Origin of the sequence: Franzmannia pantelleriensis, assembly GCF_900102875.1 — a bacterium.
Classification (GTDB): domain Bacteria; phylum Pseudomonadota; class Gammaproteobacteria; order Pseudomonadales; family Halomonadaceae; genus Franzmannia; species Franzmannia pantelleriensis.
Map to the genome: position 1 here is coordinate 74,753 of NZ_FNGH01000006.1, position 25,843 is coordinate 100,595.

Below are 25,843 nucleotides of genomic sequence, written 5' to 3' on the forward strand. Positions count from 1 at the left end.
CATTGGCTGAATGAGAGTTTATCAGCTTTGCCAGCCCTTTGCCGCGGTGCGGCGGTATTCGTGGCTGCCCATCGGCGCTATAATCGTGCGGTTTCGATGTTCATCAAAAGGAGCCCAGAATGTCCGATGTCAAGAAGGTCGTCCTCGCCTACTCCGGCGGCCTGGACACGTCCGTCATCGTCAAGTGGTTGCAGGAAACCTACGGCTGCGAAGTCGTGACCTTCACGGCCGACATCGGTCAGGGCGAGGAAGTCGAGCCGGCACGTACCAAGGCTCAGGCGCTCGGGGTCAAGGAGATCTACATCGAGGACCTGCGTGAGGAGTTCGTGCGCGACTACGTGTATCCGATGTTCCGCGCCAACACCATCTATGAGGGCGAGTACTTGCTGGGCACCTCCATCGCGCGCCCGCTGATCGCCCGGCGGCTGATCGAGATCGCCAACGATACCGGCGCCGACGCCATCTCCCATGGCGCCACCGGCAAGGGCAACGATCAGGTGCGCTTCGAACTCGGCGCCTATGCGCTCAAGCCCGGCGTCAAAGTGATCGCGCCGTGGCGCGAGTGGGACCTCAACTCGCGGGAGAAGCTGATGGCTTACTGCGAGCAGCATGAGATTCCGGTGGATTTCTCCACCAAGAAGAAGAAATCCCCTTATTCCATGGATGCCAACCTGCTGCATATCTCCTATGAGGGCGGCAACCTCGAGGATCCCTGGGCCGAGGCCGAGGAGGATATGTGGCGCTGGAGCGTGTCGCCCGAGGCGGCGCCGGAGCAGCCCACCTATGTCGAGCTGACCTATGAGCAGGGCGATATCGTGGCCATCGACGGCCAGCCGATGAAGCCCCATGAGGTGCTCGAGAAGCTCAACAAGCTGGGCGGCGACAACGGCATCGGCCGTCTCGATATCGTCGAGAACCGCTATGTGGGCATGAAGTCCCGCGGCTGCTACGAGACGCCCGGCGGCACCATCATGCTGCGCGCCCACCGCGCCATCGAGTCGCTGACCCTCGACCGCGAGGAAGCGCACCTCAAGGACGAGCTGATGCCCAAGTATGCCGAAGTGATCTACAACGGCTACTGGTGGAGCCCGGAACGGCGCATGCTGCAGGCGGCCATCGATGAGACTCAGAAGAGTGTCAACGGCGTGGTACGCATGAAGCTTTACAAGGGCAGCGCTACCGTGGTGGGTCGCAAGTCCGAGCAGTCGCTGTTCGATGAGTCGATTGCCACTTTCGAAGACGACGCCGGTGCCTACGACCAGAAGGATGCCGAAGGCTTCATCAAGCTCAACGCCCTGCGCCTGCGGATTGCTGCAGGCAAAGGCCGTAAGCAGGATTGAGCGCTCGCTGGGCGAGGAGGCTTAGATGCTCAAGAAGTTGTTTTCCGGGCTGCTCGGCGGAGGTGGCGACAAGGCCGCTGCCGAGGCCGAGCCGGTCGAGTACAAGGGTTACCTGATCGTGCCTGATCCGCAGGATCGTGACGGCCAGTATCGCGTCAGCGGATGGATCCGTAAGCCGGTGACGGAGGGTGAGACCCTCGAGCACCGCTTCGAGCGCTCCGACGTGGTGTCCGGTCGCGAGGCCTGCGAGACGCTGATGATCAGCAAGGCGCAGCGCTTCATTGATGATCTGGGCGATGCCATCTTCGAGAAGTAGCCTGCCATCGCTCCCAACGGCGCGGCGCCCCCAGGGGCGCCGCGCGCGTATTCAGCGTCAGGTACCATGCGCCCTTTGGCCAAGCGCGCCACCGCCGGACAGGGCGCTACACTGGGGGCACCACCAAGGAGCCTGCCATGCGTCTGCTGCATCGAGCCTCGCCTTGGCGCACGCTGTTCGCCAGCGACGCGCCTCCCGATTCCAGTGACTGGCCGCCGCTGCTGGCTCCGCTGGCCGATGCCATCGCCGCCCTGGGACCGGCGCCGAGCCTCGCCGCTGCCAAGGCCTGGCAGCCGCAGCTGGTCGAGGCGCTGCAGCGTCTCGATCTGCCTGCCTGGCGGATCAGCCAGCTGCTCAGTGATCACAACGACTGGCTCTACCGCCAGGCCATAGAGCGGAGCCTGAATGCCATGCGCGCAGCGGGCTGGGGCGAGCCGCCGGCGCGGTGTTGCGTATTGACGCTGGGTTCTGGCGCCCGCCATGAGAGCCTGTTGGGGCCGGATCAGGACAACGCCATGATTCTCGAGGATTACCCGGACAGTGCGCATACCGAGATCGATGGCTACTTTCAGGCGCTTGGCGAGCGCATGACCGATGCGCTGGATGACGCCGGTATTCCACTCTGCAACGGCCACGTAATGGCGCGTTGGCCAATGTGGCGTAAACGACTTGGCGAGTGGGGGCGACAGCTGGATATCTGGACCGCTGAACGCCGCGTCAAGCGCGTGCAGCAGGCCAATATCCTGCTCGATTTTTACCCCGTATACGGCGACTCTGCGCTGGCAGAGTCGCTGCATGACGTGGTCGCGGCACTGGTCCCTCGCTCGGCGCTGTTCCTCGACGAGATGGCCAGCCTGCTGGACGAGACGCCGGTGGCGCTCGACCGTCTTGGTCGCCTGGCAGGCGACGACGATGGCGCCCCGCACGAGCGCGCCATCAATCTCAAACGTCAGGGGCTGCTGCCGCTCAGCGGGGCCGTGCGTCTACTGGCGATGCGCCAGGGCTGCAGGGTGCCGGATACCCGCGGCCGGCTGAGCGAGCTGGTGATGGCGGGGGTGCTGGATGTGCCGCGTGCCGCTGCGCTTGGCGACGCACTGGGCCGCCTACAGGGCCTGGTGCTGGATGCCCAGCTGACCAGCCTGTCCGCCGGCCGCAGTGCCGATGGTTGGGTCGATACGGCGCGTCTCGATGCGGCGCAGCAGTTACTGCTGCGCCACGATCTTCAGGAGATTCGGCGCCTGATCAAGACGGCGAAAAGCATGAATAGATAACGCTGCCTTATTGCGATGTAGATAGTGTCGTCAACAGCGCGAGTGCATCTTGATGTGCCTGCTGGTAGATATTGAAGAGCCGCAAGTCTTCACTCTCCGACGACCACTCCCGCATGGCCAGGCATTTCTCGGTGATTTCGATACGCTGCAAGACCTTGCCGTAGGGACCTTCGCGACCTAGCGTGGCGGCCATGGTAGATGAATCGAGTCCAAGGCTGGTTAAAAATTCTTCGCCGGGAATGCCAAGGAGTAACTCGGCCGAGGAGAGCAGCCCGATAAAGTAGGCGTCCTGGCCGTTCAAGCCATCCCGCTTGGCCAACAGCTCGCAGGCTTTGGCCCGGGTCAATGCCAGTTCGCTATGCGCTGAGCTGGCACTACCCAGCAGGCCAAACAGGGCGGCCCAGCTGGAGAGCTGCTGGAAGCCGATCCTGGCCACCACATCGCGCAGCGAACTAATGGGGGCGTGTTGATTGAAGTAGGCGCTGTTGGCAATGCGAGTTAACTTGATGGCGAGCTCAGGATCGGCCTGTATCAATGCGATGATGGCATCAATGCTTGGTTCGCTATGACGGAGAGTCTTGAGCAGCTGCGTGGCGTATAGGGTGGTGGCGGGAAGTTTCTTGCCATACACGGGTTGCGGCCGTGCATAGTAGTAGCCTTGGAAGAGCTCAAACCCCATTTGGCGGTACGCGTCGCGCTCCTCTCGGGTCTCCACGCGTTCAGCGATCCACTTGAGATCCAAGTGCGATAATCGTTGTTTGTGTCGTGCCACTTTTGACGCCTCGACCGAGGAAATATCGACCTTGAGGTAGGATGACAGCTCGAGCAGAGGCGCCCATTCGGGGGTGAAGTTGAAATCGTCTAAGGCGAAGCGGTAGCCCTGATTGTGTAGGCATCTAACTGCATCGATCAAGGCCTGGTCCGGTGTGGTGCGTTCGACGAGTTCGATCACCACCTGATCAGGGGAAACGGGCAGGAAGTGTGGTGACAGCAATAGTGCTGCAGAGACATTGATAAAGGTCGGCACCTTGGAAAAACTGATGCGCTGCATGATTGCAGTATTAAGATGGTAAACGACTTCGGCCGTGGCCACTTCATCACCAACGTCAAGCGCTCCTAGTCCGGTGTCGCTTCGGTAGAGAAGTTCCACCCCATGAATCGCATCATGGCCATCAAAGATTGGCTGCGACGCCAGTAGCAGAGAATTAACGCCAGTCGTTGATTTGGACATTCCGTTGGCCTCAAGTTAGGACGCAGAATGATATATCGACGCTGCCAGCATCTTCTTTAACCTGAGCTAGCCAATTGCCTGGTTCTGGAGAGGCAGTTAGCGCTCTTCTGGGTGTGCCTCCGGTAGCTCCATCACCAGGCAGGCGCCGCCCAGAGTGGGGGCCTCCTCGACCCATAGCCGGCCGCCGAGGTGGGCGACGATGCCGCGGCTGATAGGCAGGCCCAGGCCGCTGCCGCGTGGACGGCCGCGGGCCTTGCCACTGTCGTGCTGCTGCTTGATCTGATGGAATTTCTCGAACACCCGCTCGCGCTCTTCGGCGCTGATACCGGGACCGTTGTCCTCCACGGCCAGGCACCACTGTTGCTTGTGACGCCACAGGTGCAAGCGCACGCGCGGTGCCTGCTCGTCGGCGAACTTACTGGCGTTATCGAGCAGGTTGATGATCACCTGTTCGAGGCGATCCGGATCGCCGACCACCCAGGCCTCCTCTGCCTCGAGGTCGACGCTCAGGGACACGCCGCGCTGCTCCTGGACGCGCTGCACCGCGGCCACGCTCTGGTGGGCCAGTGCGGCGAGGTCCAGCGGCTGGGGATTGAGGGTCAGGCGCCCGCTCTCGAGGCGCGCCAGGTCGAGGATTTCCTCGATCAGCCGTGAAAGACGCTGACTCTCCAATACCATCACGTCGAGGAAGTGCGCGCGCTTGTCGTCGGGCAGCGACTGGCCGTCGCGGAGTATCTCGGCAAAGGCGCGAATCGAGGTCAGCGGCGTTCGCAGCTCGTGGCTGACCATGGCCACGAACTCATCCTTGAGCCGGTCGAGCTCGCGCAGCCGCTCGTTGGCGGCACGCAGCTCCTCGCCGATGCGTGCCAGCTCGGCGGACTTCTGCTCCAGGCGGCGGTTGTACTCGAGGGTCTGCGAGGTGGTGTCGAGAATGCTCAGCACTGCCTCCAGATCGAGCGCCTCGCCGCGCACCACCGAGTTGATCAGCACCCGCGCCGAGGCGCTGCCCAATGCCCCGGTCAGCGCCTGCTCGGCGCTGGCAATCACCTCCGGGGGCACCGCCTGCTGGTCGCCGTCGTCACGCTGGCCGGCAAACACTCGAGTCGCGGCGCCGGCGCCCAGGTAGCGCGCCAGCAGCGCTTCGAGTTCGCCGCGGGTGGTCTGACCCTGCCACAGGCTGGCATAGCTAACAGCAGAATCCAACGCACCGGCGAACAAGGCTGCCTGAGTCTGCTCGAGACGGCTCTGGCGGGTGAACAGTGACACGCCCACCAGCACCCCGACGTTGGCCAGCAGGCTCCACATCAGCGAGTGGCTGTAGATGTCGGCATTCTCGAGGCCGAACAGGGCGTAGGGGCGCAGCCAGGCGATGCCCAGCGGGCCGGACTCGACGAAGCTCGGATCCAGCCAGCCGGACTGGGCGAAGCCCGGCAGCAACAGGGTGTAGACCCACACCAGGAAGCCGGCGATCAGGCCGCCGGTAGCGCCGAGCCGGGTGGCGCCGCGCCAGTAGAGACCGATCAGCAGCGCCGGGGCGAACTGGCAGGCGGCGGCGAAGGAGACCAGCCCGATGGTCACCAGGCTGTAGGAGTCGCCGACCAGCGCGTGGTAGAGATAGCCGAGCAGCAGGATCAGCACGATCGCCACGCGACGGATGCCCAGCAGCCAGCCGGTGAGCTCGCCTCGAGAGCCCAGGTGCAAGCGCGACGAGCGCAGCAGCAGCGGCATCACCAGATGGTTGCTGACCATGGTCGAGAGGGCGATGGTCTCGACGATGACCATGCCGGTAGCCGCCGAGAGCCCGCCGATGAAGACCAGCAGCGGCAGTCCCTCGAGCCCCGCCGAGAGGGGCAGGGTGAGCACGAAGCTATCCGGGTCGCTGGCACCGTTGCCGAGCAGCATACCGGCCATGGCGATGGGGATCACGAACAGGTTGATGGCCAGCAGGTAGAGGGGGAACAGCCAGCTGGCACGCTTGAGGTGGCGTTCGTCGACGTTCTCCACCACCAGTACCTGAAACTGGCGGGGCAGGGTCAGAAACGCCAGAAACGCCAGTGCCAGGGTGCCGACCCAGCCCAGCGCGCCGCCGGGCACGGCGTCGAGGCTCAGCGCATCGACCAGCGCCGGATGTTCGGCGGTGCGCGCGAACAGGTCGGCGGGCCCGTGGAACAGTACGAACACGGTGAAGATGCCCACCGCCAGGAACGCCACCAGCTTGACCAGCGACTCGAAGGCGATGGCCGCGACCATGCCCTCGTGGCGCTCGCTGGCGTCCAGATGGCGAGTGCCGAACAGGATAATGAACACCGCCAGCACCAATGCTACCCAGAACGACTTGTCGACCCAGAAACTCTCCTCGGCCAGCCTCAGTTCCGGTGCTGCCGGGTAGTTGACCAACACCGCATGACTCAAGGTAATGGCCTTGAGCTGCAGGGCAATATAGGGGGTGATGCCGATCAGGGCGATCAGCGCGACCAGCGCCCCGAGGCTGCCACTCTTGCCGTAGCGGGCGCTGATGAAGTCGGCAATGGAGGTGATGCGCTGGGCACGGGCGATGCGCACCATCTTGCGGATCAGAAACGGTGCGCCGAGCATCGCCAGGGTCGGCCCCAGGTAGATCAGCAGGAAACTGGGGCCGTACTCTGTGGCGCGGCCGACGCTGCCGTAGAAGGTCCAGGCGGTGCAGTAGACGGCAATCGACAGTGCGTAGATGGTGGGTGAGCCGATCAGCGATCGTCCCTGCTCGGCGCGGCGGTCGCCCCAGGCAGCGATCACGAACAGCAGCGCCAGGTAGCCGAAGGCCACCGTCAACACCACCGGATCGGTTCTCACTGCGAGCCTCGCGACGGCGGCTCGGACATCTCGTCAGCGCGGGTGGCGGGCCGCCGAGACGTGTCGTCGTGGCCTCCTGCGGGGTCGTGGCGATACTCGAGCAGCCAGGCTGCCAGCGCGATCACCAGCGCCCAAGCGACGAACAGATAGAGTGCCAGCCACGACAGGCCGTTGGCGGCGGGACGATCGGCGATCAGGATCAGCGGCGGGCTGAACAGCACCAGTGCTACGCCGATCAGGGCGACCAGTCGTTCACCGAGACGCGGTGTCTTCATGCGCTGGCATCCTCACGGTCGAAGGCGCCGGCCTGCAGGGTCAGCGCTTCCTGTAGCGTGACCACGCCTCGTGCCTCCAGGCGCGGCAGCAGTGCCAGCCACAGCTCGGCGGTCAGGCGGGCATCACCCAGCGCGGTATGCCGGGCGCCCTCGGGTATGTTGAGGTCGAAGCGACTGGCCAGGCTGTCGAGGTCGTGACCGTCGAGGCTGGGGTCCAGTGCCCGGGACAGCAGCAGGGTGTCGAGTACCGGCAGCTGGAAGTCGACGCCGGCGCCGGGGGGCTGGATCGCCAACAGGTCGAAGGCGGCGTTGTGGGCCAGCAACACCGCTTCGCCGACATAGCGGCGAAAGCGCGGCAGCACCAGATGCAGCGGTGGGGCGCCGGCCACATCGGCATCGCGCAGGCCGTGGATCACCGTGCTGGCCGGGGGAATCGGGCGGCCCGGATCGACCCGCATGTCGAAGGTGTCGTCGGCCAGCAGGCGGGCGTTGACCACCCGGCAGGCCCCGAGGCTGATGACGGTATCGCCGCGGCGAAGCTCGAGCCCGGTGGTCTCGGTATCGAAGGCGACGATCTCCAAGGCACGCAGCGAGCAGGCAGCCAACTCGGCATCCGGTGGTGGCAGATCGGCGATGCCGAAGTCATGGAACTCCGGACGTGGGGTCTTGTGGGCGGCGGGGGCGCCGACCCGCTCGACGGCGGGGAGCGGCAGGCGCAGGCGGGCGTGCTCGCCGTCGGCATCGGCCAGACTCCAGGCGTCACTGCCGTGCTGCAGGAGCAGCTCGCCGATGCTGGGCGCCAGCGGGAGGCTCTCGAGGTGCTCGGCGTGCCATTCGGCAAGGGTGCGTTGGGGCAGTGGCCTCCCGCGCCAGATCAGGTCGAGGTAGACACGGCGGTTGCCCAGGCACAGCTCGCCTTCGAGGGCGTGACGACCGGTGGTCTGATGCAGCCGCTCGAGCAGTGCCTCGAGCAGCGCCAGCAGCGCCGGGGCATCGCCCTTGAACCAGGCCGGCATGCCGATCGGCGTGACACGGGGCAGTTCGGGCAGGTGGTCGAGGCGTTCATTGAGCGACTGCCAGAGATCGTTGGACCACAGCGGCACCAGGCGCTCCCCCTGCTGCTGCAGGTCGTCGATACGCTGGCTGAGTCGCTCGATTTCGGTAGTCAGCGCGCGACTCTCTTCGTCGATGGCGGCGGTAATGCGCGTGCGCAGCGGATGACTGTCGCTGGCTGCCTGGTCAGCAGCGAGTCGTGACAGGGTCTCGGCGGCGCTGGCCAGGCCGGCGCCGTGACGCCGCAGCGAGGGCAGCAGCTCGCCGAGCGCGGCGCGAGTATGACTCTCGTCGGTGAGGCTGGCAGTGGTGTCGGTCAGCGTGATCAGGGTCTCGCCCTGGCTCTGGGGAACCCGCTTGAGCAGACAACGCAGCCAGCGCTCGTCGCTGGGTACCAGCAGCTCGCGGGGGGCGCCGTCGTCGGGCAGCCGTGCCAGGGCATCCTGCAGGCTGGCCACGCCGATGAGCCCCTCCAGTCGCTTGCCCAGGCCCAGCCCGGGGTGGCCGTCGAACAGCGTCTCGGCGGCGTGATTGAAGAGCAGAATGCGGCGGTGCTGGTCACACAGCAGCAGCGGCGTCTCCAGCACCTGTAGCAGCGACTCCAGCTCGAGGCGAATGCGTGCCGCGCTGCGTGCGCCCTCGGTATGGGCGGTGGCCAGCTGCTGGCGGTCCTGGCGCCAGCCGTCGCGTAGGCGTGCCAGGTCGGGGCCGAGGCCCTTGAGCCAGCCTTCGGGGGGGTAGTCGTCGCGGGCGTCGGGGTTGGCCGCCAGGCGTGCCATCTGTACTTGCAGATGGCGCAGCGGGGTGAACAGGCGACGTTCTAGCACCAACCCCAGCAGCAGGATCAGCACGCCGCCGCCGAGGCTACCGGCCCACAGCGCGATCCGCTGGATACCACTGGGCGCCAGCTCGGCATCCAGCCACAGCGCCAGCAGGGCGCCGCTGAAGAAGGCCAACCCACTGACCAGCAGCCAGGCGCCGACCAGCCGCTGGCGGCGGGGCAGGTGACCACGGGCGGGACGCGGCGCCATCAGCCTGCCTCGCCGAGCAGGCCCTGTACCTTGTCGACCAGCGCCTGGGTAGAGAACGGCTTGGTAATGTAGTCGTCGGCGCCCAGCGCCAGGCCCTTCTCGCGCTCCACTTCACGTCCGTGGGCGGTCAGCATGATGATCGGCAAGTCGGTATGGGCGGGGTCGGCGCGCAGCTGCTCGAGCACGTCGAAGCCGCTGATGCCGGGCAGGCTGATATCCAGCAGGACCAGGTCGGGAGCGCCTTCGGCCACACTGGCCAGGGCGCTTTCGCCATCCTCGGCGGTGACCACATCGAAACCCGCCTGCTGCATCAGAAACTCCAGTGACAGGACGATGTTGGGCTCATCGTCCACCACCAGTACCTTGGCCATGGCGGCTCTCCCTTCTGCGATGGCGTGTCTGTTGACTGCAGTCTAGTGGGGCAGGCAAGGGAGGGGAAAGACGACCTTGGCAGGAGGTGGTAGGGTTTACGTTCCTCTTTCCATCGACATGGAGCGCTCGATGATCAAGGTTCACCATCTGGAAAACTCCCGTTCACAGCGGGTGGTCTGGCTGCTCGAGGAGCTGGGCGCCGAGTATGAGATCGTCACCTACCGCCGCGATCCCAAGACCATGTTGGCGCCGCCATCGCTCAAGCAGGTGCATCCGCTGGGCAAGTCGCCGGTGATCACCGATGAGGCGCATGAGGGCCGGGCAGTCGCAGAATCCGGCGCGATCATCGAGTACCTGCTGGAGCGCTTCGACGATGGGCGCCTGGTGCCAGCAGTGGGCAGCGACGAGCACCTGCGCTATCGTTTCTGGCTACATCATGCCGAGGGCTCGGCGATGCCGCCGCTGGTGATGAGTCTGGTCTTCTCAATGCTCGGCAAGCCGCCGGTGCCGGCCCTGATTCGGCCGATCGGCAAGCTGCTGGGGCAGGGCGTGCAGCAGAAATTCCTCGATCCGCAGATCAAGGATTTGCTGGCGTTGTGGGAGGCCGAACTCGAGCGCTCGACGTGGTTTGCCGGCGACGCCTTCAGTGCGGCGGATATCCAGATGAGCTTTCCGCTGCTGGCGGCCGAGAGGCGTCGCGGGCTCGAGGGGTACCCGTCGCTGCGGGGCGCACTGGCGCGTATTCGTGAACGGCCCGCCTACCAGCGTACGGTGGCGCAGATAGGTGAGTTTTCGTCGCCGGGGCGCTGACGCTTCGACGCCTGGTGCGCCATTTCATCGACTCCCTTCATGGCCTGACTGCAGGAGGCCGATCTCCTGTGCTTGAACCCTGGGAAGCCCAAAGCAGCTCAACCGAAAAACACCGCGCATCAGTACATTGCTGCCGATTGAGACGTTATTCGTAGCGACGATCATGCGCAGGCGTCGCCGCGAGATCTTGACCTGTTCACCGGCCGTATAGCCGGGGTTGTCGGCAATGTTGCGCAGCGTTGCGAGCGCCATGCCGATCGACCAGCTGCAGAACCGTCGAATACCGACCTCGGCAGCCGGAATACGTAGCGTGTAGTCTTGTGCCAAGCGCAGATGATGGTGGGCAACGGCGACCAGAAAGCGGATGCCGTCGCGATAGCCTGGATGATCCTGCCAGTCATGCGCCTGCATCAGGTCAACGCCTCGCGCCATGAAGACGTCACGCGGGAGCCAGCAGATGCTGCGCTGGCGATCCTCCCAGACGTCTTTCAGAATATTGGTCAACTGCAGCCCCTGACCGAAGGCCAACGACAGCCGCTGAAGCTCGTCGCGCTGGTCGTGGATGTGTGGATTGATGTCGGCGAACAGACGGGTCAGCATTTCGCCAACGCAGCCAGCCGCCACGTAACAGTAATCGCGCAGGCAGCCGCTGTCCTCAAGGCCATGCGGGTTCTTCAGGCGCTCGAACTCAGCCATGCCGAGGCACATGGTGGAGACGCACTCGCGCAACGCTCCCTGCTGCGCGTCCGGCAGTTCGCGGAAAGCGCGCAGCACGCCGGGTGTCTGGACTATGAGGTCTCGTTCCAGAGGGTCTTGTAACAATCCGGTACCGAGCAGTGCCTCAGAGAACTCTCGGGCGGCGCTGGCATCACTCAGACCTGCCAGCAGGCGCCGGTAGTGAGCGTCTTTGTCGTCGGGCGCTATGGCGGTGCTATCTTCCACCGTGTCGGCAATGCGACATAGGAGATAGGCATTGGTGATCGCTGGGCGCAGGCGGGACGGTAACTGAGGGATGGTCAGGGCAAACGTCCGCGAGACACCGGGCAATAGCTGGTTCTGCAGGGCGAGCGAGGCAGGCCTCATGGCAGCATCATCTCCGGTGTCGGGAGCAGGTGAGTGTCCTGCTCAAGCCAGATCATGTCGAATGTGTCAGATCTCTCGGGATTGACGGGATTAGGACCATGGGCGATTTGCAAGGTGAATTCTTTTTACGAATATGCGGACGGGTTTTCCGCATCACCTAGTGTGGCCAGTCATGCGCTGATGAAAGGGTACCGGCCTGACTGCCGGGCCGCAACGGCTTGTCGGGACGCTCGGCTATTTGCTGTCGCCGTTGGCCTGGGTGAAGCGCGGTGCCAGCGGCCCCAGCCATAGCCACACCTGCAGTACCACCAGCAACGGCATCAGCCAGACCGGTGCCCCGGTCACCGCAAGCAGGATACGGTAGATGAAGAAGGCCGTTATGCCGGCCAGCAAGCCGACCAGCGGGAACAGGAAGGGACGCCGGTAGCCGGGACGGCGGCTAAGCCGGAATAGCGAGCCGGTGAAGGCGCCGAAGGCGGCGGACATGGCCAGGGGCGTCCAGAATGTCTCCATGGGGCAAGCCTCTTCGCGGTGATGGCGGGCCATCGCCGACGGCGGTGGCCATGCTGGCAGCCTATCGCCGACCAGCCCCGGCTGCCTTTCGACCTTCGATGTAATTTGCCCAGAAACGCCTTGTGTGCAATGGATTTATCGTCATTCACACGCCATCATTAGCCGGCGTACCACTGCCCGATAAAAATGAGACGACGGAAAATGACCGCGTGGCATTTTCCCTGTGCTAGGAGCCTGCCTCATGAGTGCTATCGTTCTGCTGGTGCTAGGTCTTGCCGGGATGGCCGGGGGGTACTTCGTGTACTCCAAGTTCATCGCCGAGAAGATTTATCGCCTCGATCCCGACTTCAAGACGCCTGCCCATGAGTACGAGGACGGCGTCGACTTCGTGCCCACCAACCGCTTCATTCTCTGGGGCCACCACTTCACCTCGGTGGCCGGTGCCGCGCCTATTGTCGGGCCGGCCATTGCGGTGATCTGGGGCTGGCTGCCGGCCTTCCTGTGGGTGGTGTTCGGCACCATCTTTTTTGCCGGGGTGCACGACTTCGGCGCCATCTGGGCCAGCGTGCGCAACAAGGCCAAGTCGGTGGGGGCCCTTACCGGCGATGTGGTAGGTAGCCGTGCGCGTAGCATCTTCATGATCGTGATCTTCCTGGTGCTATTGATGGTCAACGCGGTGTTCGCGGTGGTCATCGCCGGGCTGATGATGAATTTCTCCAGCGCCGTGGTCCCGGTGTGGGGTGCGATCCTGGTGGCATTGATCATCGGTCAGTTGATCTATCGCCGCATGCTGAGCCTGCCGGCGGTCTCGGTGATCGGGGTGATCGCGCTTTACGCGCTGATTGGCCTCGGGCCGTCGGTGCCGCTGCAGATGCCCGCTGAGGTGGCTGGCCTCTCTGGCAATGCGGTATGGATCCTGATTCTGTTTGGCTATGCCGCCATCGCTTCGCTGCTGCCGGTTTGGGTGCTGCTGCAGCCGCGCGATTACATCAACGGCCTGCAGCTGTTTATTGGCCTAATCGTGCTCTATGGCGCCATTCTGCTGCTCAATCCGAGCGTTGTCGCGCCGATGGTCAACAGCGACGTACCGGCAGGAACGCCGTCGATGTTGCCATTGCTGTTCGTGACCATCGCCTGCGGCGCGATCTCCGGCTTTCACGGGCTGGTCTCGTCGGGTACCACGTCCAAGCAGCTCAACAAGGAAACCGATGCCCGCTTCGTCGGCTACTTTGGTGCCGTGGGTGAAGGCATGCTGGCGCTGGCCGCGATCCTCGCCGCCACCGCTGGCTTTGCGAGCCTGGCCGACTGGCAAGCCATGTACACTGCCTTCGGTGCGGGCGGCGTGAATGCCTTCGTCGAGGGCGGCGCCTTCATGATCCACAATGGCCTGGGGCTGCCGGAAGCCACCGCCGCGACCCTGCTGACGGTAATGGCGGCGCTGTTCGCCGGTACTACCATGGATACTGGCCTGCGCCTGCAGCGCTATATCTTCCAGGAGTGGGGCGAGATCTATCAGCAGCCATGGATGAAGAAGTCGGCCCCGGCGACGCTGCTGGCGGTGGGTAGCTGCCTGCTGCTGGCCTTCGGTGCCGGCGGTGCCGATGGCACCGGTGGCATGATCATCTGGCCGCTGTTTGGTACCACTAACCAGCTGCTGGCGGGTCTGACCCTGCTGGTGATCACGGTGATGCTGGTGCGCCTGCGTCGGCCGATGTGGTACACCCTGGTGCCGCTGTGCTTCCTGCTGGTGATGACCATTGCCGCGCTGCTGATGCAGCTGCGCACCTTCTTCAACGACGGTAACTACTTCCTGCTGTTCCTGGATATCGTGGTGCTGATTGCTGCGATAATGGTGGCCATGGAGTGTGCGGCGGCGCTCAAGCGCGCCCGCACGGAAATGGCCGAACAGGGTGAGGGGTGACTGACGCCCCAAGGAGCGACTGATGCACGACGATCATGACACCGGGCATGATCCTCGTCGCGAAAAAATCCGGGCCTGGCTTAGCCAGGCCCGTTTCTTCGCCGAGGAGGTCTACTCCTCGCGCTATCGCGGGGCGATCGCTCGCGCCCGTCGCGATGAGGACGATCTGTTCATGCTGCTGGTGTTTTCGGAGATGATGGGCGTGCCCAATCCGGCCGCCTATTACACCCTGGAACTGCAACCGCTGCTGCTCGAACGCTTCCACGACTGGCATAAACGGATGGGGATGGAGCGCTCGCCGCTGGATCACTTCAGGTGCTGTTAGCGGCAGCTGCTTCGACGCACGAGCGTACCCATTAGCATTGCTTGAGTGGTAGTGCTCGGGGCTGATCCGTCGACAAGCCTATGAGGGGGCGCCATGAACCCCTCCCTGGGGGCTACCTGGACCATCCCTGGTCCAGAACCCCCTCTTCGGCTTGTCCCCGGCGCCCCTCGCGGCAGGCCCTTGCGATAGCCCCGTGACATTGGGATTAGTGCATGATGAAAGATTTACTGCAGAAACGCCTGCTATGGGTCGGCGGCAAGGGTGGGGTGGGCAAGACCACCGTGGCCGCCTCGCTGGCGGTGTTGGCCGCGCGTCGCGAGCGGCGCGTGCTGGTGGTCTCCACCGACCCGGCGCACAGCCTGGGCGATGTCTTCGACCGCGAGCTGAACGATACCCCGCGGCGCCTGTTACCCAACCTCGATGCCATGGAGATCGACCCCGACATCGAGGTCGAGGCGCACCTGACGAGGGTCACCGAGCAGATGCGCCGCTACGCAGCACCGGAGATGATGAAGGAGCTCGAGCGCCAGATGCGCCTCACCCGGCAGTCGCCCGGGACCCAGGAGGCGGCGCTGCTCGAGCGTCTGGCACGGCTGATGACCGATGACCAGCTGCCCTATGATTTGATTATTTTCGACACCGCACCCACCGGCCACACCCTGCGTCTGCTGACACTGCCAGAGGCGATGGCGGCGTGGACCGATGGACTGCTGGCACACAATCGCAAGTCCGAGGAGCTGGGCAAGGTGCTCCAGCACCTGACCCCGAAGCGCGGTCGCGACGTTGCCACGCCGTTCGATGATCCCCAGGAAGACGCCTTCAGTGATCTCGACGAGCGGACCCGCGACGTGGCCCAGACGCTGCTCAATCGACGTCGCCTGTTTCATCAGGCCCGGCGGCGCATCGAGAATCCCGATGAGAGCAATTTCCTGTTCGTGATGACCCCGGAGCGGCTGCCGATTCTCGAGACCGCCCGCGCCGTCGAGGCACTGGAGGCGGCCAAGGTCCCGGTGGCCGGCACCCTGGTCAATCGGGTGATTCCGGCGGACGCCGGCGGCGACTTCCTGCGCGCGCGGCGCGATCAGGAGTCGGTCTATCTGGCCAGCATCGACCAGACCTTCAGCCACTTGCCCAGGCCACATTTGCCGTGGTTGCCCACCGATGTACAGGGCATCGAGATTCTCGATGACCTGGCCGACCGCCTCGATGCCTTAGGGTTCTAGCTCGAGGCGGCGTGGGTGTCGAGCAGGTCGAGACGCCGCGTCGGCCAGTGCACGACGGCGGTGTGCCGCACCATGCGCTCGGCAAGCGCCGGGTGCTCGCGGCTGATCACCTGGCTGGCAAAGTCCGACAGGAAGCGTGCTTTGAGCTCGGCACGGGCGCGATCGACACCGATGTCCTGATAGGGCGTTGACGCTAGCAGCATGAAACCGTCGTCGGGAATCCGTCCGGCGCGCATATTGGCGTCGATGATGCTCGCCGCGGTGCCCACCGGTTCCGAGAGGTTGGGGCTGTAGGGACCGACGATAAGCGCGGTATTGGGCACATGCAGGAAGTCGAAGCCGCGGCCGACGCAGATCACCCATTCGCGATGCTCGATATCCAGCGCCCGGGATACCCCGCGCAGCGACTCGACGTGTGCCAGGTTGCCCTCCAGCAGTGGCAACAGGTCGCGCAGCGTGGCCGCTGGCATATCGGGGCACAGCGCGGTTATACGCTGGGTCAGGCCATTGGCTTGATGGGCATCCAGCGTGCTGATGTCGAGCACGCTGCCGTCGTCGCCGTGAACGATCAGGGCATCGTTGTCGGTTTCGAAACCGCACACCAGCGGGTAGACGTGACGGTGGTCAGCGCCGAACAGCTGCTCGGCCTGGGCGCGGATCTGGTAGGCATGGGCCAGCGCCGCCTGAGTGTCGCAGTCGAACCCGGCGCAGCCGCGGGAGCGCTCTCCGCGGGAGAAGTGGTAGGTGATCAGCATCAGTACGCCATGACCGGCGCGGGCGGCTTCGCTGACGCTCTCGGCAAGCATCTCGCCCAGGTAGGGCCAGCCGAGGTGGAAGATGCCGCCAAGGTTGCGAAATGGACGAATGATGCCCAGCGGCGTGCGCGTGGCGTGGGGCAGATGAATGCGTCCGTCCATGCACTTCATCGCCACGATACGCGTAGGGTGCGCGGCCAGATAGCGCTCCCGGGCCAGCCACGCCGAGGGGCTACCGAACGTCTCGGCGTGATCACGGGACAGGGTCAGCAGCCACTCGATGCGCTGTGTCAGGGGGCGGTCGTGAATCTCCATGGGCGGCTCGTTCGGCGTTGTTAGAGGTCGACCTTGTCCTTGAACTCACACAGGTCCTCGATCACGCAGCTGCCGCAGCGCGGCTTGCGTGCTAGGCAAGTATAGCGGCCGTGGAGTATCAGCCAGTGGTGGGCATCCTGGCGAAACTCCCTGGGCACATGGCGCATCAGCTTCTTCTCGACCTCGACCACGTCCTTGCCCGTGGCGATGCGGGTGCGGTTGGAGACCCGGAAGATATGGGTGTCCACAGCGATAGTCGGCTGCCCGAAGGCGGTATTGAGGATCACATTGGCCGTCTTGCGGCCCACGCCTGGCAGCGCCTCCAGGGCCGCGCGTGTCTGCGGCACCTCGCCGGCATGCTTGTCGACCAGGATGTGACAGGTCTTCATCAGGTTCTCGGCCTTGGTGTTGTAGAGCCCGATGGTCTTGATGTGCTGTTTTAGGCCGTCGATGCCGAGTTCGATGATCGCTTGGGGGGTGTTGGCCACCGGGAACAGCCGTGCAGTGGCCTTGTTGACGCCAACGTCGGTGGCCTGCGCCGAGAGCAGCACGGCCGCCAGCAGTTCAAAGGGCGTGGTCCAGTTCAGCTCGGTGGTGGGCTCGGGCATATGCTCGCGTAGCCGGGTAAATATCTCATGGCGTTTGTGGGCATTCATGAGGGTTGGCCCCGTGACGGTGATTGAGAGGCGAGGGCGGCGCGGGCCTGTTCGAGCATCGCGCTGGCCCGGTCGATCTGCTGCTGGGCACTGGCCTTGGCGGCCGGGTCATGCTGACGCTCGGCGTGAGCCAGCTGTTGGTGCGCCTTGCGCAGCGACTGCTCGGCGGCATTGACCGCCATGCGCTTCTGATGCGGCCCCGGGTCGCGAGGCGCTGTGGCCTGGGATGCGTGCTGGCCCAACTGCCGATCGAGGGCATCTAGCTGAGCCTGGTGCTCGGCGATACGTGCCGCCAGGGCCTGACGTTGCGCGACGTCACTGGCGTTCTGCTGCTGGCGGGTAAGGCGCTTTAGGGCGGCCGCAAGGCGTACACGATTGGCACGCAGGGCGCTGGGTGACAGCGCTGGCGTTTGCGCGGCGCTTGCCGGTTGGTGCTCGGTCCGGGCCAGCCGCTGGGCGCGGCGCTGGCGCTTGGCCTCGGCCTGGGCAGCCAGACGTCGCTGGCGCGCTTCGAAACGCTTGCGGCCCTGGTCTGCACGATAGGCCAGATAGCGCTGCTGCTGTGGTTCGCTGGTGGCGGCCTGCCACTGCGGATGCGGTAGCAGATCGATACAGTCGACCGGGCAGGGGGCAACACATAGCTCACAGCCGGTGCACTGGTCGACGATGACGGTATGCATCAGCTTGGCGGCACCGAGGATGGCGTCCACCGGACAGGCCTGGATGCACTTGGTGCAGCCGATGCACTCATCTTCGCGAATATAGGCGGTCAGCGGTGGCTGGGCCGGCTGCTCGAGTGCGATCTCGGGCCGCCCAGTGATCGCTGCCAGCCGCGCCACGGTGCGCTCGCCGCCTGGTGGGCAGCGATTGATGGCCTCACCTTGGGCGATCGCCTCGGCGTAGGGGCGGCAACCCGGCTGGCCGCACTTGCCGCACTGGGTCTGGGGAAGCTCGGCGTCGATGGCGTCGATCAAGTCGTGCTGGCCCGTCACAGTGGCTCCTCTTTGGGCGTCTCGGCAGGCAGATATTGTACGTGCTTAGCGCGAGAGCGGGTACCGCCTGCCATTGGGCTACTGTGAAGGGGCCGTGGTAGTCGCGTGGCGATGGCCAGGGATGGTTGCGACCCGATTTCTGCCACTCTCCTTGGCGCGGTAGAGCGCCTGATCGGCGGCCTGCATCAGCGATACGGCGTCGTCCAGCCCAGTGGGGTGACAGCTGGCGACGCCGATGCTGACCGTCAAGTGGGGGGCGGTGGGAGACGTGGCGTGAGGAAGCGCACGCGCTTCGATGGCCAAGCGCAGCGACTCTGCCTGGAGCATGGCCGCTTGGAGAGAGGTGTCCGGCATCAGTACGCTGAATTCTTCGCCGCCAGTGCGGGCCGCCAGGATACGCTTGCCGCCTAGGTGCTGCTGCATGCATTCGGCGAGTGCAATCAGGCAATCATCGCCGGCAAGATGACCGTAGTAATCGTTGTATAGCTTGAAATGGTCGATATCGATCATCAATGCCGAGACCTGATGGCCCGAGGCCTGGGCGCTGTGTAACGCCTGTTCGAGGCGTTGATCGAACAGTCGACGGTTGGCAAGGCCGGTCAACGAATCGTGCTGTGACAATTCGAGTAGCAGCGACGACTGCTGGTAGTGGTGGTCGACCAGGTCGCGAAATTCCTGGGCCAGCGTGCCGATTTCATCGCGACGCGCCAGCAGGTGCGCAGGCATTGGGGGCGGTGCTGCCTCGAGGTGTACGCGCTGAGTGAATCGCGAGAGCTGGCGAATCGGTGCCAGCACGATGCTCTCGAGCAGCCACAGGACGATCAGCAGGGTCACGATCAGCACACCGCTGGTCCAGTAAAGGGCGAACCGAAAGGTCTCCAGGCTGGCCTGATAACGCTGGCGGGGGAGCAGTGCGTCGACGCGAATCAGGTGATCGTCGGGCATGGCGTCGAGGGTGCGGCTGGCGGCCATGCGGGTCGATGATACCCGTCTCAGATTATCGTTGGCGTCGGCGTTGCTGTTCGAAACGCTGTTCACGTCCAGTTCAATGCCGGTAGTGTCGCGCAGCTGCTCGATCCACGACGTCGAGAGCGGGCGTACCATCAGCAGCGAGCCGGCCGAGGGGGATGTCTCGTGACTGCGGTAGATGCCTGACATGGACGCCATGGCCATGTCAGGACTGGCCAGCAGCCAGGTCTGAGTCTCGTCGCTCTGGCGCTCAAGCTTGGATTGCATGGCGTCGATATAGGAAACGACCCAGTGGCAGGGCGTTTTCGACCCATTACATGAGGTGAACTCGCCGTCCTCGTCGAAGCCCGCTACCCAGACGGGGCGGTGCTGAGCATCGAAAAAGATCATCATCTTGAGGTCGAGGGTTTCCAATGTGCTCTGATACAGATTGGAGTCGACATACTCGGGCCGTTCTCCGAGCACGAACTGGTAGGTGTCGTCCCACCAGGCCCAGTCCTCGACCACGCGTCTCATGTGGCCAAGCTCGCTGCCGATGGCGCGCTCGGCCCTGTCGAGTTCGCTACCGGCGAACTGCTCTTCGTCCTCGAGCAGGATCGGCATGATCTGATAACGGGCGACCAGCACCAACGCCAGCAGCGCAAGGCACAGTACACCGCCCAGCGCGAGCAGGAAACGAAGGCGTAACGAGGCGAAGGTGCGTGGCATCAGGCTCCCCGGCGCTAAGTGGCCTGGTTATGTACGAAATATCCTACAAAGCCTATCGGCGAGCACTAACGATTCTTTAGTTCAGGACGCATAAAAAGCGGGCGCCTGGATATGCCAGGCGCCCGCTGTGCGATCCCCGCTGAGGTATTAAACCACGCGCTGGCCCGGTTCGGCGCCGGAGTCAGGCGAAAGCAGGTAGATACCGTCGTCGTTGCCGGCGGCCAGCACCATGCCCTCGGAGACCCCGAAGCGCATCTTGCGCGGTGCCAGGTTGGCGACCATCACCGTCAAGCGTCCCTCGAGTGCCTCCGGCGCGTAGGCGGAGCGGATGCCGGAGAAGACCGTGCGGGTCTCGCCGCCGAGGTCGAGGGTCAACTGCAGCAGCTTGTCGGCGCCCTCAACGTAGTCGGCCTTGGCGATGCGGGCGATGCGCAGGTCGACCTTCATAAAGTCGTCGAAGGCGATCTCGGCGGCGATGGGGTCATCGCTCAGCGGCCCCTTGGGGGCGTCCTTGAGTTTTTGCTCTTCCACCAGGTCCTCCTTGGATGCCTCGATCATGGCATCGATCTTGTCGCGCTCGACGCGAGTCATCAGCGGCTTGAACTTGGCGACCTCGTGATCCAGCAGCACCTCGTGGCGGCTATGCCAGGCGAGGCTGTCGAGTTTGAGGAATTCACGCGCGCCCTCGGCCATGGCCGGCACAACCGGGGCCAGATAAACCATCAGTTGGCGGAACAGGTTGACGCCCACCGAGCAGATATCCAGCACTTCCTGCTCGCGGCCGGGCTCCTTGGCCAGCACCCACGGCGCCGTGTCGGCGATATAGGCGTTGGCCTCGTCGGCGAGCTCCATCACCTTGCGCATGGCACGGCCAAACTCACGTGCCTCAAAATCGGCGGCAATGTTGTCGCCGGCAGCAATAAAGCGGGCCACCAGCTCCGGCTCGGCGCAGTGGGCCGACAGCTTGCCGTCACCAAGCTTTTTGACGAAACCGGCACAGCGGCTGGCGATATTGACCACCTTGCCGACCAGGTCCGAGTTGACGCGCTGAGCGAAGTCCTCGAGGTTGAGGTCCAGGTCGTCAACCCCAGACGTCAGCTTGGCCGCGAAGTAGTAACGCAGGTACTCGGGATTGAGATGCTCAGCGTAGGTTGCGGCCTTGATGAAGGTGCCACGCGACTTGGACATCTTGGCGCCGTTGACGGTGACGAAGCCGTGGCAGTTGACCCCGGTTGGGGTGCGGAAGTCGGCACCCTCGAGCATCGCTGGCCAGAACAGCGCGTGGAAGTAGACGATATCCTTGCCGATGAAGTGATAGACCTCGGCGTCGCTGTCGCGTTTCCAGTAGTCGTCGAAGTCGATGCCCTCGCGGTCGCAGAGGTGCTTGAAGCTGGCCAGGTAGCCGATCGGCGCATCGAGCCAGACATAGAAGTACTTGCCCGGTGCGTCGGGGATTTCGAAGCCGAAGTAGGGCGCATCACGGGAGATATCCCACTCGTTGAGCCCCGACTCGAACCACTCCTGCAGCTTGTTGCTGATCTGGCTCTGGACGTGGTCGCCGCGGGTCCAGCGCTTGAGGAAGTCGGCGAACTCCGGCAGCTTGAAAAAGTAGTGAGTAGAGCTGCGCACCTCCGGGGTGGCACCGGAGATCGCCGAGACCGGATCGATCAGCTCGGCCGGCGTATAGGTGGCACCGCACGCCTCGCAGTTGTCGCCGTACTGGTCCTCGGCCTTGCACTTGGGACAGGTGCCCTTGATGAAGCGGTCGGCGAGAAACAGGCCCTTGACCGGATCGTACATCTGTTCGATATCGCGGGTGGCGATATGGCCGGCATCGCGCAGGCGGGTGTAGATCAGCTCGCTGAAGGTGCGGTTCTCGTCGGAGTGGGTCGAGTGGTAGTTGTCGAAGGCCACGCCGAAGCGCGCAAAATCCGCCTGGTGCTCGCGGGACACTCGCTCGATCAGTGCCTCGGAGGTAATGCCCTCCTGCTCGGCACGCAGCATGATGGCGGTGCCGTGGGCGTCGTCGGCGCAGACATAGTGGCACTCGTTGCCGCGGCTCTTCTGAAAGCGTACCCAGATATCGGTCTGGATATATTCCAGCAGGTGGCCCAGATGAATGGCGCCGTTGGCATAGGGCAGGGCGCTGGTAACGAGAATCTTGCGCGCGTGGTGGCGTGGCGAGTTGGACATAGTGGCGATGACGTTCCCCAAAAAATCAGACCCCCGATTGTAGCCATCTTCGCGCGCCGCTGCATCCGTGCCCTACCTCAACTGGTGGCTTGACGACAGCAGCGCCCCTAGCGCGTAACATCCCAGCTTGAAACCAACTGGCGGAACATCACGGTGGCGCAGCAGGGCTTTCTACTCACCCGGCACTGGCGAGATACGCCGGAAGGCTGCGAGGTGTCATTCTGGGTGGCGAGCGACGCCGGCCCGCGGCATCTGGTGCTAGCGGCGCGGCCCGCGGTGGCATTCGTCCCTGCCGACGCGCGGGCGCGGGTCGAGCGGCTGCTCGAAGGCGCCCCCAGCGTGACGCTGCGAGAGCTGGCTCTGTGTGATTTTCAGCAGCGCCCGGTGCTGGGGCTCTACTGCACCTATCAGCGGCAGTTGATGCAACTGGAAAAGCGCCTGCGCGACGCCGGCATCGCGCTGCTCGAGGCGGATATTCGCCCCCCGGAGCGCTACCTGATGGAGCGCTTCATCACCGCGGGCGTGCGCTTCAACGGCACTGCACTGGATGATGGGCGGTTACCCGAAGTCGAGCTCACGCCGGACGATGACTACCGTCCCACGCTCAGGCTCTGTTCGCTGGATATCGAGACCAGCGAGCGCGGCGCGCTCTATTCGATCGCGCTGCAGGGCTGCGGCCAGCGTCAGGTCTATATGCTCGACGAGCAGGGGAGCGCGGCGCCAACGCTCGAAGATGTCTGTCTGCGCTACTGCGCCACCCGCGCCGAGCTACTGGAGCGCCTCAACGACTGGATCGCCCGCCACGACCCGGACGCCATCATCGGCTGGAACCTGGTGCAGTTCGATCTGCGCATTCTGCAGCGGCATGCCGAATCCCTTGGCGTGCCGCTGCGGCTCGGTCGTGGCGGCGAGGCGATGAGCTGGCGTGCCCATGGCAGCCAGTCCAACCACTACTTCGCCTCGGCACCGGGGCGGTTGATCATCGACGGTATCGAAGCGCTGCGCCAGGCGACCTGGCAGTTTCCCTCCTTCAGCCTCGAGCACGTGGCCCAGACGCTGCTCGGCGAGGGTAAGGCCATCGACAATCCCTACCAGCGAATGGACGACATCAACCGCATGTTCGCCGAGGATAAGCCGGCGCTGGCACGTTACAACCTCAAGGACTGCGAGCTGGTCACTAGGATTTTCGCCAAGACCGAGCTGATGGACTTCCTGCTCGAGCGGGCTGCGGTGACCGGCCTGCCCGTCGACCGCATGGGCGGCTCGGTGGCGGCCTTCTCCCACCTGTACCTGCCGCGCATGCATCGCCTCGGCTATGTGGCGCCCAATCTCGGCGAGCTGCAGGGCGACAACAGCCCCGGCGGTTTCGTGATGGACTCGCGCCCGGGGCTATACGATTCGGTGCTGGTGCTCGATTTCAAGAGCCTCTACCCATCGATCATCCGTACCTTCCTGATCGATCCGGTCGGCCTGGTGGCGGGCCTGGCCGAGGAGCAGGCTCACCCCGGCACCGGTCTGACAGTACCCGGCTTTCGCGGTGCCCAGTTCTCGCGTACCCGGCACGCGCTACCGCAGATCGTGGCACGGGTATGGCAGGGCCGAGAGGCCGCCAAGCGAGACGGCAATGCGCCGCTTTCCCAGGCGCTGAAGATCATCATGAACGCCTTCTACGGCGTCCTCGGTTCCAAGGGCTGCCGTTTTTTCGATCCACGGCTGGCCTCATCGATTACCCTGCGCGGCCACCAGATCATGCAGCGCACTCGCGAACTGATCGAGGCCGAAGGCTATACGGTGATCTACGGCGATACCGATTCCACCTTCGTGTGGCTCCAGGGCGCCCACGATGGCGCTACGGCCGAGGCCATCGGCCGCCGTTTGGCGGCCGGGGTCAACGCCTGGTGGCGCGATCATCTACACGCGACCTATGGCCTGGAGAGTGCCCTGGAGCTGCAGTTCGAGACCCACTACCGGCGCTTCTTGATGCCCACCATTCGCGGCGCCGAGGAGGGTAGCAAGAAACGCTATGCGGGGGTGATCGACGATGCCGAGGGGCAGCCGCAGCTGGTATTCAAGGGGCTCGAGGCGGTGCGTGCCGACTGGACGGGGCTGGCCAAGACCTTCCAGCAGCGCCTCTACCGGCGGATATTTCTCGCTGAGCCCTACCGCGACTTTGTACGCGACTACGTGCGCCGCACCCTGGCAGGGGAGTACGACGACCAACTGGTGTACCGCAAGCGGCTGCGCCGCAAGCTTGGCGACTACCAGCGCAACGTGCCGCCCCACGTTCGCGCTGCCCGCATGGCCGATGAGCTGAACGAGCGTCTTGGGCGTCCGCGTCAGTACCAGCATGGCGGCTGGATCCATTACGTGATCACCGTAGCCGGTCCCGAGCCGCTGGAGCTGCGCCGCTCGGCTATCGACTATCAGCATTATATCGAGCGACAGCTGCAGCCGGTGGCGGATGCCATTCTGCCGTTCGTCGGCGATGATTTCAGCGCCTTGATCGACCAGCAGCTGGGCCTGTTCTAGGCATGCCTAGGCGTGGGACAGTGCTTCTCCGTTCATCACGGCACGGCGCAGGCGGTCCAATCGGGCCGTGGCGAAAGGCTCCCCGCAGTTACGGTATACCTCCTCGAGGAATGCCTTGCGGCGCCCGCGCAATGGGCCGACCAGCACCGCTGCCAGGCCGAGGATATCCAGTAGCCAGCGCCGTTCGGCCTCGCTCAGCCGGTCAAGGGAGCGCGCCTGGCGAGGCCAGTCGATATCGAGCCTGTGGCTTTCCCAGGCGAAGGCGTCGAGCAGCCGCGACAGCAGATAGACGTGGTTGGCGTGGGCGTCCTGGTGGCGCATGAGCATTTCGCCAACGCTGTGCAGGATCGCCTCGCGGGCGCTATCGCCAAGGCGCTCTAGGTGCTGCTCGAGGTCGGCTATCAGGCTGTCGATGGCGAAGGGGCCGAGCGCATTCTCGCGCGCCTGCTGCATGATCCAGTAGCTGATCAGGCCGTTCCATACGGCATACAGCGGGCCGGTGATCAGTGGCAGTAGGCCGCGCAGCGCCATGCGGCCGAAGATCCGCCGCATCAGGATGCGCAGCACGAAGCTGGTGACGCCGACCTTCATGCGATACAGCAGGGCGCGGGCGGTGAGTTTCCAGCGCTGCATCTGGGCGTAGGGATCGATACCGTAGACGCGGTCGCGGGGGCTGGGAAACTCCAGCGCCACCCGCGCCAGGCCACGCTTGATCAGCAGCCCATGAGGGCCATGCTGCAGCGGCACCTCGGCGATGCGGCTCACTGCCAGCACCCCGCGCAGCGCATTCCAGTACAGGAACAGGATCTCGATGGCACTCACGACCCCGGCCACGGCAAGAAAGCCGGCCCAGTAGGGCAACTGCTCGGTGAGTGACATGTCCTGCAGGCCGCCGGCAACGGCCTGACGCATGTACCACTCCATGCCGCCGATCACGGCGCCGGAGAGGATGCCGGCCAGGGCGGCGTAGAGCACGGTACGTCGGCAACTGCGGGACAGCGCCCGACGTTCGGCATCGCTGCGTGCCCGCGATGGCAATGCCCGGCGGGGATGGCGCTGTGCCAGGTAGTCGCCGGCCCAGCGCTCGAGCATGCTGGGTGTTGTCACATACTCTCTGTCCGGTGACGGCG

General features: G+C 64.5%; 21 protein-coding genes. 8 read left to right on the forward strand and 13 right to left on the reverse strand.

Annotated elements, in window-relative coordinates; all coding sequences use genetic code 11:
- Positions 1 to 119 precede the first annotated feature (119 nt).
- From BLT16_RS08855 to BLT16_RS08865, 3 genes are all read left to right on the forward strand, one after another.
- On the forward strand, positions 120 to 1,340 hold the full coding sequence (locus BLT16_RS08855) for an argininosuccinate synthase (protein WP_089658177.1): 1,221 nt from the start codon (positions 120 to 122) through the stop codon (positions 1,338 to 1,340).
- Between the two features lie 25 nt (positions 1,341 to 1,365).
- Positions 1,366 to 1,656 carry an HlyU family transcriptional regulator gene (locus tag BLT16_RS08860; RefSeq protein ID WP_089658178.1) on the forward strand — a complete coding sequence of 97 codons (291 nt, stop codon included), beginning with the start codon at positions 1,366 to 1,368 and terminating at the stop codon, positions 1,654 to 1,656.
- Between the two features lie 137 nt (positions 1,657 to 1,793).
- Positions 1,794 to 2,927, forward strand: a complete 1,134-nt coding sequence (locus BLT16_RS08865) for a DUF294 nucleotidyltransferase-like domain-containing protein (RefSeq protein ID WP_089658179.1) — start codon at positions 1,794 to 1,796, stop codon at positions 2,925 to 2,927.
- A 7-nt stretch (positions 2,928 to 2,934) separates the two neighbouring features.
- On the opposite strand, the gene BLT16_RS08870 is transcribed toward BLT16_RS08865, so the two are convergent.
- The 5 genes from BLT16_RS08870 to BLT16_RS08890 form a co-directional block, all read right to left on the reverse strand.
- Positions 2,935 to 4,158: an EAL and HDOD domain-containing protein gene (locus BLT16_RS08870; protein WP_089658180.1), complete on the reverse strand. Its 1,224-nt coding sequence runs from the start codon at positions 4,156 to 4,158 to the stop codon at positions 2,935 to 2,937.
- Positions 4,159 to 4,254: 96 nt separating this feature from the next.
- Entirely contained in the window at positions 4,255 to 6,990 is a 2,736-nt protein-coding gene (locus tag BLT16_RS08875; protein WP_089658181.1) for a sensor histidine kinase, read from the reverse strand.
- Positions 6,987 to 7,265 carry a hypothetical protein gene (locus tag BLT16_RS08880; protein ID WP_340148253.1) on the reverse strand — a complete coding sequence of 93 codons (279 nt, stop codon included), beginning with the start codon at positions 7,263 to 7,265 and terminating at the stop codon, positions 6,987 to 6,989. Before BLT16_RS08880 ends, BLT16_RS08875 begins: the two co-directional genes overlap by 4 nt.
- Positions 7,262 to 9,349 (reverse strand): 3'-5' exonuclease, encoded by a 2,088-nt coding sequence (locus BLT16_RS08885; RefSeq protein WP_089658182.1) that lies wholly within the window; start codon positions 9,347 to 9,349, stop codon positions 7,262 to 7,264. The genes BLT16_RS08880 and BLT16_RS08885 overlap by 4 nt, the downstream gene beginning before the upstream one ends.
- Positions 9,349 to 9,720, reverse strand: a complete 372-nt coding sequence (locus BLT16_RS08890; protein ID WP_089658183.1) for a response regulator transcription factor — start codon at positions 9,718 to 9,720, stop codon at positions 9,349 to 9,351. The genes BLT16_RS08885 and BLT16_RS08890 overlap by 1 nt, the downstream gene beginning before the upstream one ends.
- A gap of 130 nt (positions 9,721 to 9,850) precedes the next feature.
- Here BLT16_RS08890 and BLT16_RS08895 point away from each other — a divergent pair, with 130 nt between their 5' ends.
- On the forward strand, positions 9,851 to 10,531 hold the full coding sequence (locus BLT16_RS08895; protein WP_089658343.1) for a glutathione S-transferase family protein: 681 nt from the start codon (positions 9,851 to 9,853) through the stop codon (positions 10,529 to 10,531).
- Between the two features lie 24 nt (positions 10,532 to 10,555).
- Here BLT16_RS08895 and BLT16_RS08900 read toward each other — a convergent pair whose 3' ends face one another.
- Positions 10,556 to 11,614, reverse strand: a complete 1,059-nt coding sequence (locus BLT16_RS08900; protein ID WP_089658184.1) for a phytoene/squalene synthase family protein — start codon at positions 11,612 to 11,614, stop codon at positions 10,556 to 10,558.
- Between the two features lie 234 nt (positions 11,615 to 11,848).
- A complete protein-coding gene (locus BLT16_RS08905) occupies positions 11,849 to 12,127 on the reverse strand; it encodes a hypothetical protein (protein WP_089658185.1) in 279 nt (92 codons plus the stop codon).
- A gap of 241 nt (positions 12,128 to 12,368) precedes the next feature.
- On the opposite strand from BLT16_RS08905, the gene BLT16_RS08910 reads away from it, so the two are divergent.
- The 3 genes from BLT16_RS08910 to BLT16_RS08920 all read left to right on the forward strand — a co-directional run bounded on the left by BLT16_RS08910 (position 12,369) and on the right by BLT16_RS08920 (position 15,596).
- Positions 12,369 to 14,048: a carbon starvation CstA family protein gene (locus BLT16_RS08910; protein ID WP_089658186.1), complete on the forward strand. Its 1,680-nt coding sequence runs from the start codon at positions 12,369 to 12,371 to the stop codon at positions 14,046 to 14,048.
- A 22-nt stretch (positions 14,049 to 14,070) separates the two neighbouring features.
- A complete protein-coding gene (locus BLT16_RS08915; RefSeq protein WP_089658187.1) occupies positions 14,071 to 14,373 on the forward strand; it encodes a cory-CC-star protein in 303 nt (100 codons plus the stop codon).
- A gap of 215 nt (positions 14,374 to 14,588) precedes the next feature.
- A complete protein-coding gene (locus BLT16_RS08920) occupies positions 14,589 to 15,596 on the forward strand; it encodes an ArsA family ATPase (RefSeq protein WP_089658344.1) in 1,008 nt (335 codons plus the stop codon).
- Here the strand turns inward: BLT16_RS08920 and BLT16_RS08925 are convergent.
- From BLT16_RS08925 to metG, 5 genes are all read right to left on the reverse strand, one after another.
- Positions 15,593 to 16,666, reverse strand: coding sequence for a carboxysome shell carbonic anhydrase domain-containg protein (locus BLT16_RS08925; RefSeq protein ID WP_089658188.1), 1,074 nt, complete (start codon positions 16,664 to 16,666; stop codon positions 15,593 to 15,595). The two genes, BLT16_RS08920 and BLT16_RS08925, sit on opposite strands and share 4 nt — an antisense overlap.
- Positions 16,667 to 16,686: 20 nt before the next feature.
- Complete coding sequence (gene nth, locus BLT16_RS08930; protein WP_089658189.1) at positions 16,687 to 17,322, reverse strand: endonuclease III; 636 nt, start codon at positions 17,320 to 17,322, stop codon at positions 16,687 to 16,689.
- A complete protein-coding gene (locus BLT16_RS08935) occupies positions 17,319 to 18,314 on the reverse strand; it encodes an RnfABCDGE type electron transport complex subunit B (RefSeq protein WP_089658190.1) in 996 nt (331 codons plus the stop codon). The genes nth and BLT16_RS08935 overlap by 4 nt, the downstream gene beginning before the upstream one ends.
- A 78-nt stretch (positions 18,315 to 18,392) precedes the next feature.
- Complete coding sequence (locus BLT16_RS08940; protein ID WP_089658191.1) at positions 18,393 to 19,991, reverse strand: sensor domain-containing diguanylate cyclase; 1,599 nt, start codon at positions 19,989 to 19,991, stop codon at positions 18,393 to 18,395.
- A 147-nt stretch (positions 19,992 to 20,138) separates the two neighbouring features.
- Positions 20,139 to 22,184, reverse strand: coding sequence for a methionine--tRNA ligase (metG, locus tag BLT16_RS08945; RefSeq protein WP_089658192.1), 2,046 nt, complete (start codon positions 22,182 to 22,184; stop codon positions 20,139 to 20,141).
- Between the two features lie 153 nt (positions 22,185 to 22,337).
- On the opposite strand from metG, the gene BLT16_RS08950 reads away from it, so the two are divergent.
- On the forward strand, positions 22,338 to 24,713 hold the full coding sequence (locus BLT16_RS08950) for a DNA polymerase II (protein ID WP_245701556.1): 2,376 nt from the start codon (positions 22,338 to 22,340) through the stop codon (positions 24,711 to 24,713).
- 6 nt (positions 24,714 to 24,719) lie between these two features.
- Here the strand turns inward: BLT16_RS08950 and BLT16_RS08955 are convergent, their stop codons facing one another.
- Entirely contained in the window at positions 24,720 to 25,820 is a 1,101-nt protein-coding gene (locus BLT16_RS08955; protein ID WP_143025056.1) for an LBF_2804 family protein, read from the reverse strand.
- Between the last annotated feature and the right edge of the window lie 23 nt (positions 25,821 to 25,843).

What these genes read in the sequence shown, in the direction of transcription:
- BLT16_RS08885 (WP_089658182.1), bottom strand. Translation starts at nt 9,349, where the DNA reads ATGGCGCCGCGTCCCGCCCGTGGTCACCTGCCCCGCCGCCAGCGGCTG.
- BLT16_RS08870 (WP_089658180.1), bottom strand. Translation starts at nt 4,158, where the DNA reads ATGTCCAAATCAACGACTGGCGTTAATTCTCTGCTACTGGCGTCGCAG.
- BLT16_RS08900 (WP_089658184.1), bottom strand. Translation starts at nt 11,614, where the DNA reads ATGAGGCCTGCCTCGCTCGCCCTGCAGAACCAGCTATTGCCCGGTGTC.
- BLT16_RS08920 (WP_089658344.1), top strand. Translation starts at nt 14,589, where the DNA reads ATGAAAGATTTACTGCAGAAACGCCTGCTATGGGTCGGCGGCAAGGGT.
- BLT16_RS08855 (WP_089658177.1), top strand. Translation starts at nt 120, where the DNA reads ATGTCCGATGTCAAGAAGGTCGTCCTCGCCTACTCCGGCGGCCTGGAC.
- nth (WP_089658189.1), bottom strand. Translation starts at nt 17,322, where the DNA reads ATGAATGCCCACAAACGCCATGAGATATTTACCCGGCTACGCGAGCAT.
- BLT16_RS08890 (WP_089658183.1), bottom strand. Translation starts at nt 9,720, where the DNA reads ATGGCCAAGGTACTGGTGGTGGACGATGAGCCCAACATCGTCCTGTCA.
- metG (WP_089658192.1), bottom strand. Translation starts at nt 22,184, where the DNA reads ATGTCCAACTCGCCACGCCACCACGCGCGCAAGATTCTCGTTACCAGC.
- BLT16_RS08915 (WP_089658187.1), top strand. Translation starts at nt 14,071, where the DNA reads ATGCACGACGATCATGACACCGGGCATGATCCTCGTCGCGAAAAAATC.
- BLT16_RS08910 (WP_089658186.1), top strand. Translation starts at nt 12,369, where the DNA reads ATGAGTGCTATCGTTCTGCTGGTGCTAGGTCTTGCCGGGATGGCCGGG.
- BLT16_RS08880 (WP_340148253.1), bottom strand. Translation starts at nt 7,265, where the DNA reads ATGAAGACACCGCGTCTCGGTGAACGACTGGTCGCCCTGATCGGCGTA.
- BLT16_RS08865 (WP_089658179.1), top strand. Translation starts at nt 1,794, where the DNA reads ATGCGTCTGCTGCATCGAGCCTCGCCTTGGCGCACGCTGTTCGCCAGC.
- BLT16_RS08860 (WP_089658178.1), top strand. Translation starts at nt 1,366, where the DNA reads ATGCTCAAGAAGTTGTTTTCCGGGCTGCTCGGCGGAGGTGGCGACAAG.
- BLT16_RS08940 (WP_089658191.1), bottom strand. Translation starts at nt 19,991, where the DNA reads ATGCCACGCACCTTCGCCTCGTTACGCCTTCGTTTCCTGCTCGCGCTG.
- BLT16_RS08925 (WP_089658188.1), bottom strand. Translation starts at nt 16,666, where the DNA reads ATGGAGATTCACGACCGCCCCCTGACACAGCGCATCGAGTGGCTGCTG.
- BLT16_RS08895 (WP_089658343.1), top strand. Translation starts at nt 9,851, where the DNA reads ATGATCAAGGTTCACCATCTGGAAAACTCCCGTTCACAGCGGGTGGTC.
- BLT16_RS08905 (WP_089658185.1), bottom strand. Translation starts at nt 12,127, where the DNA reads ATGGAGACATTCTGGACGCCCCTGGCCATGTCCGCCGCCTTCGGCGCC.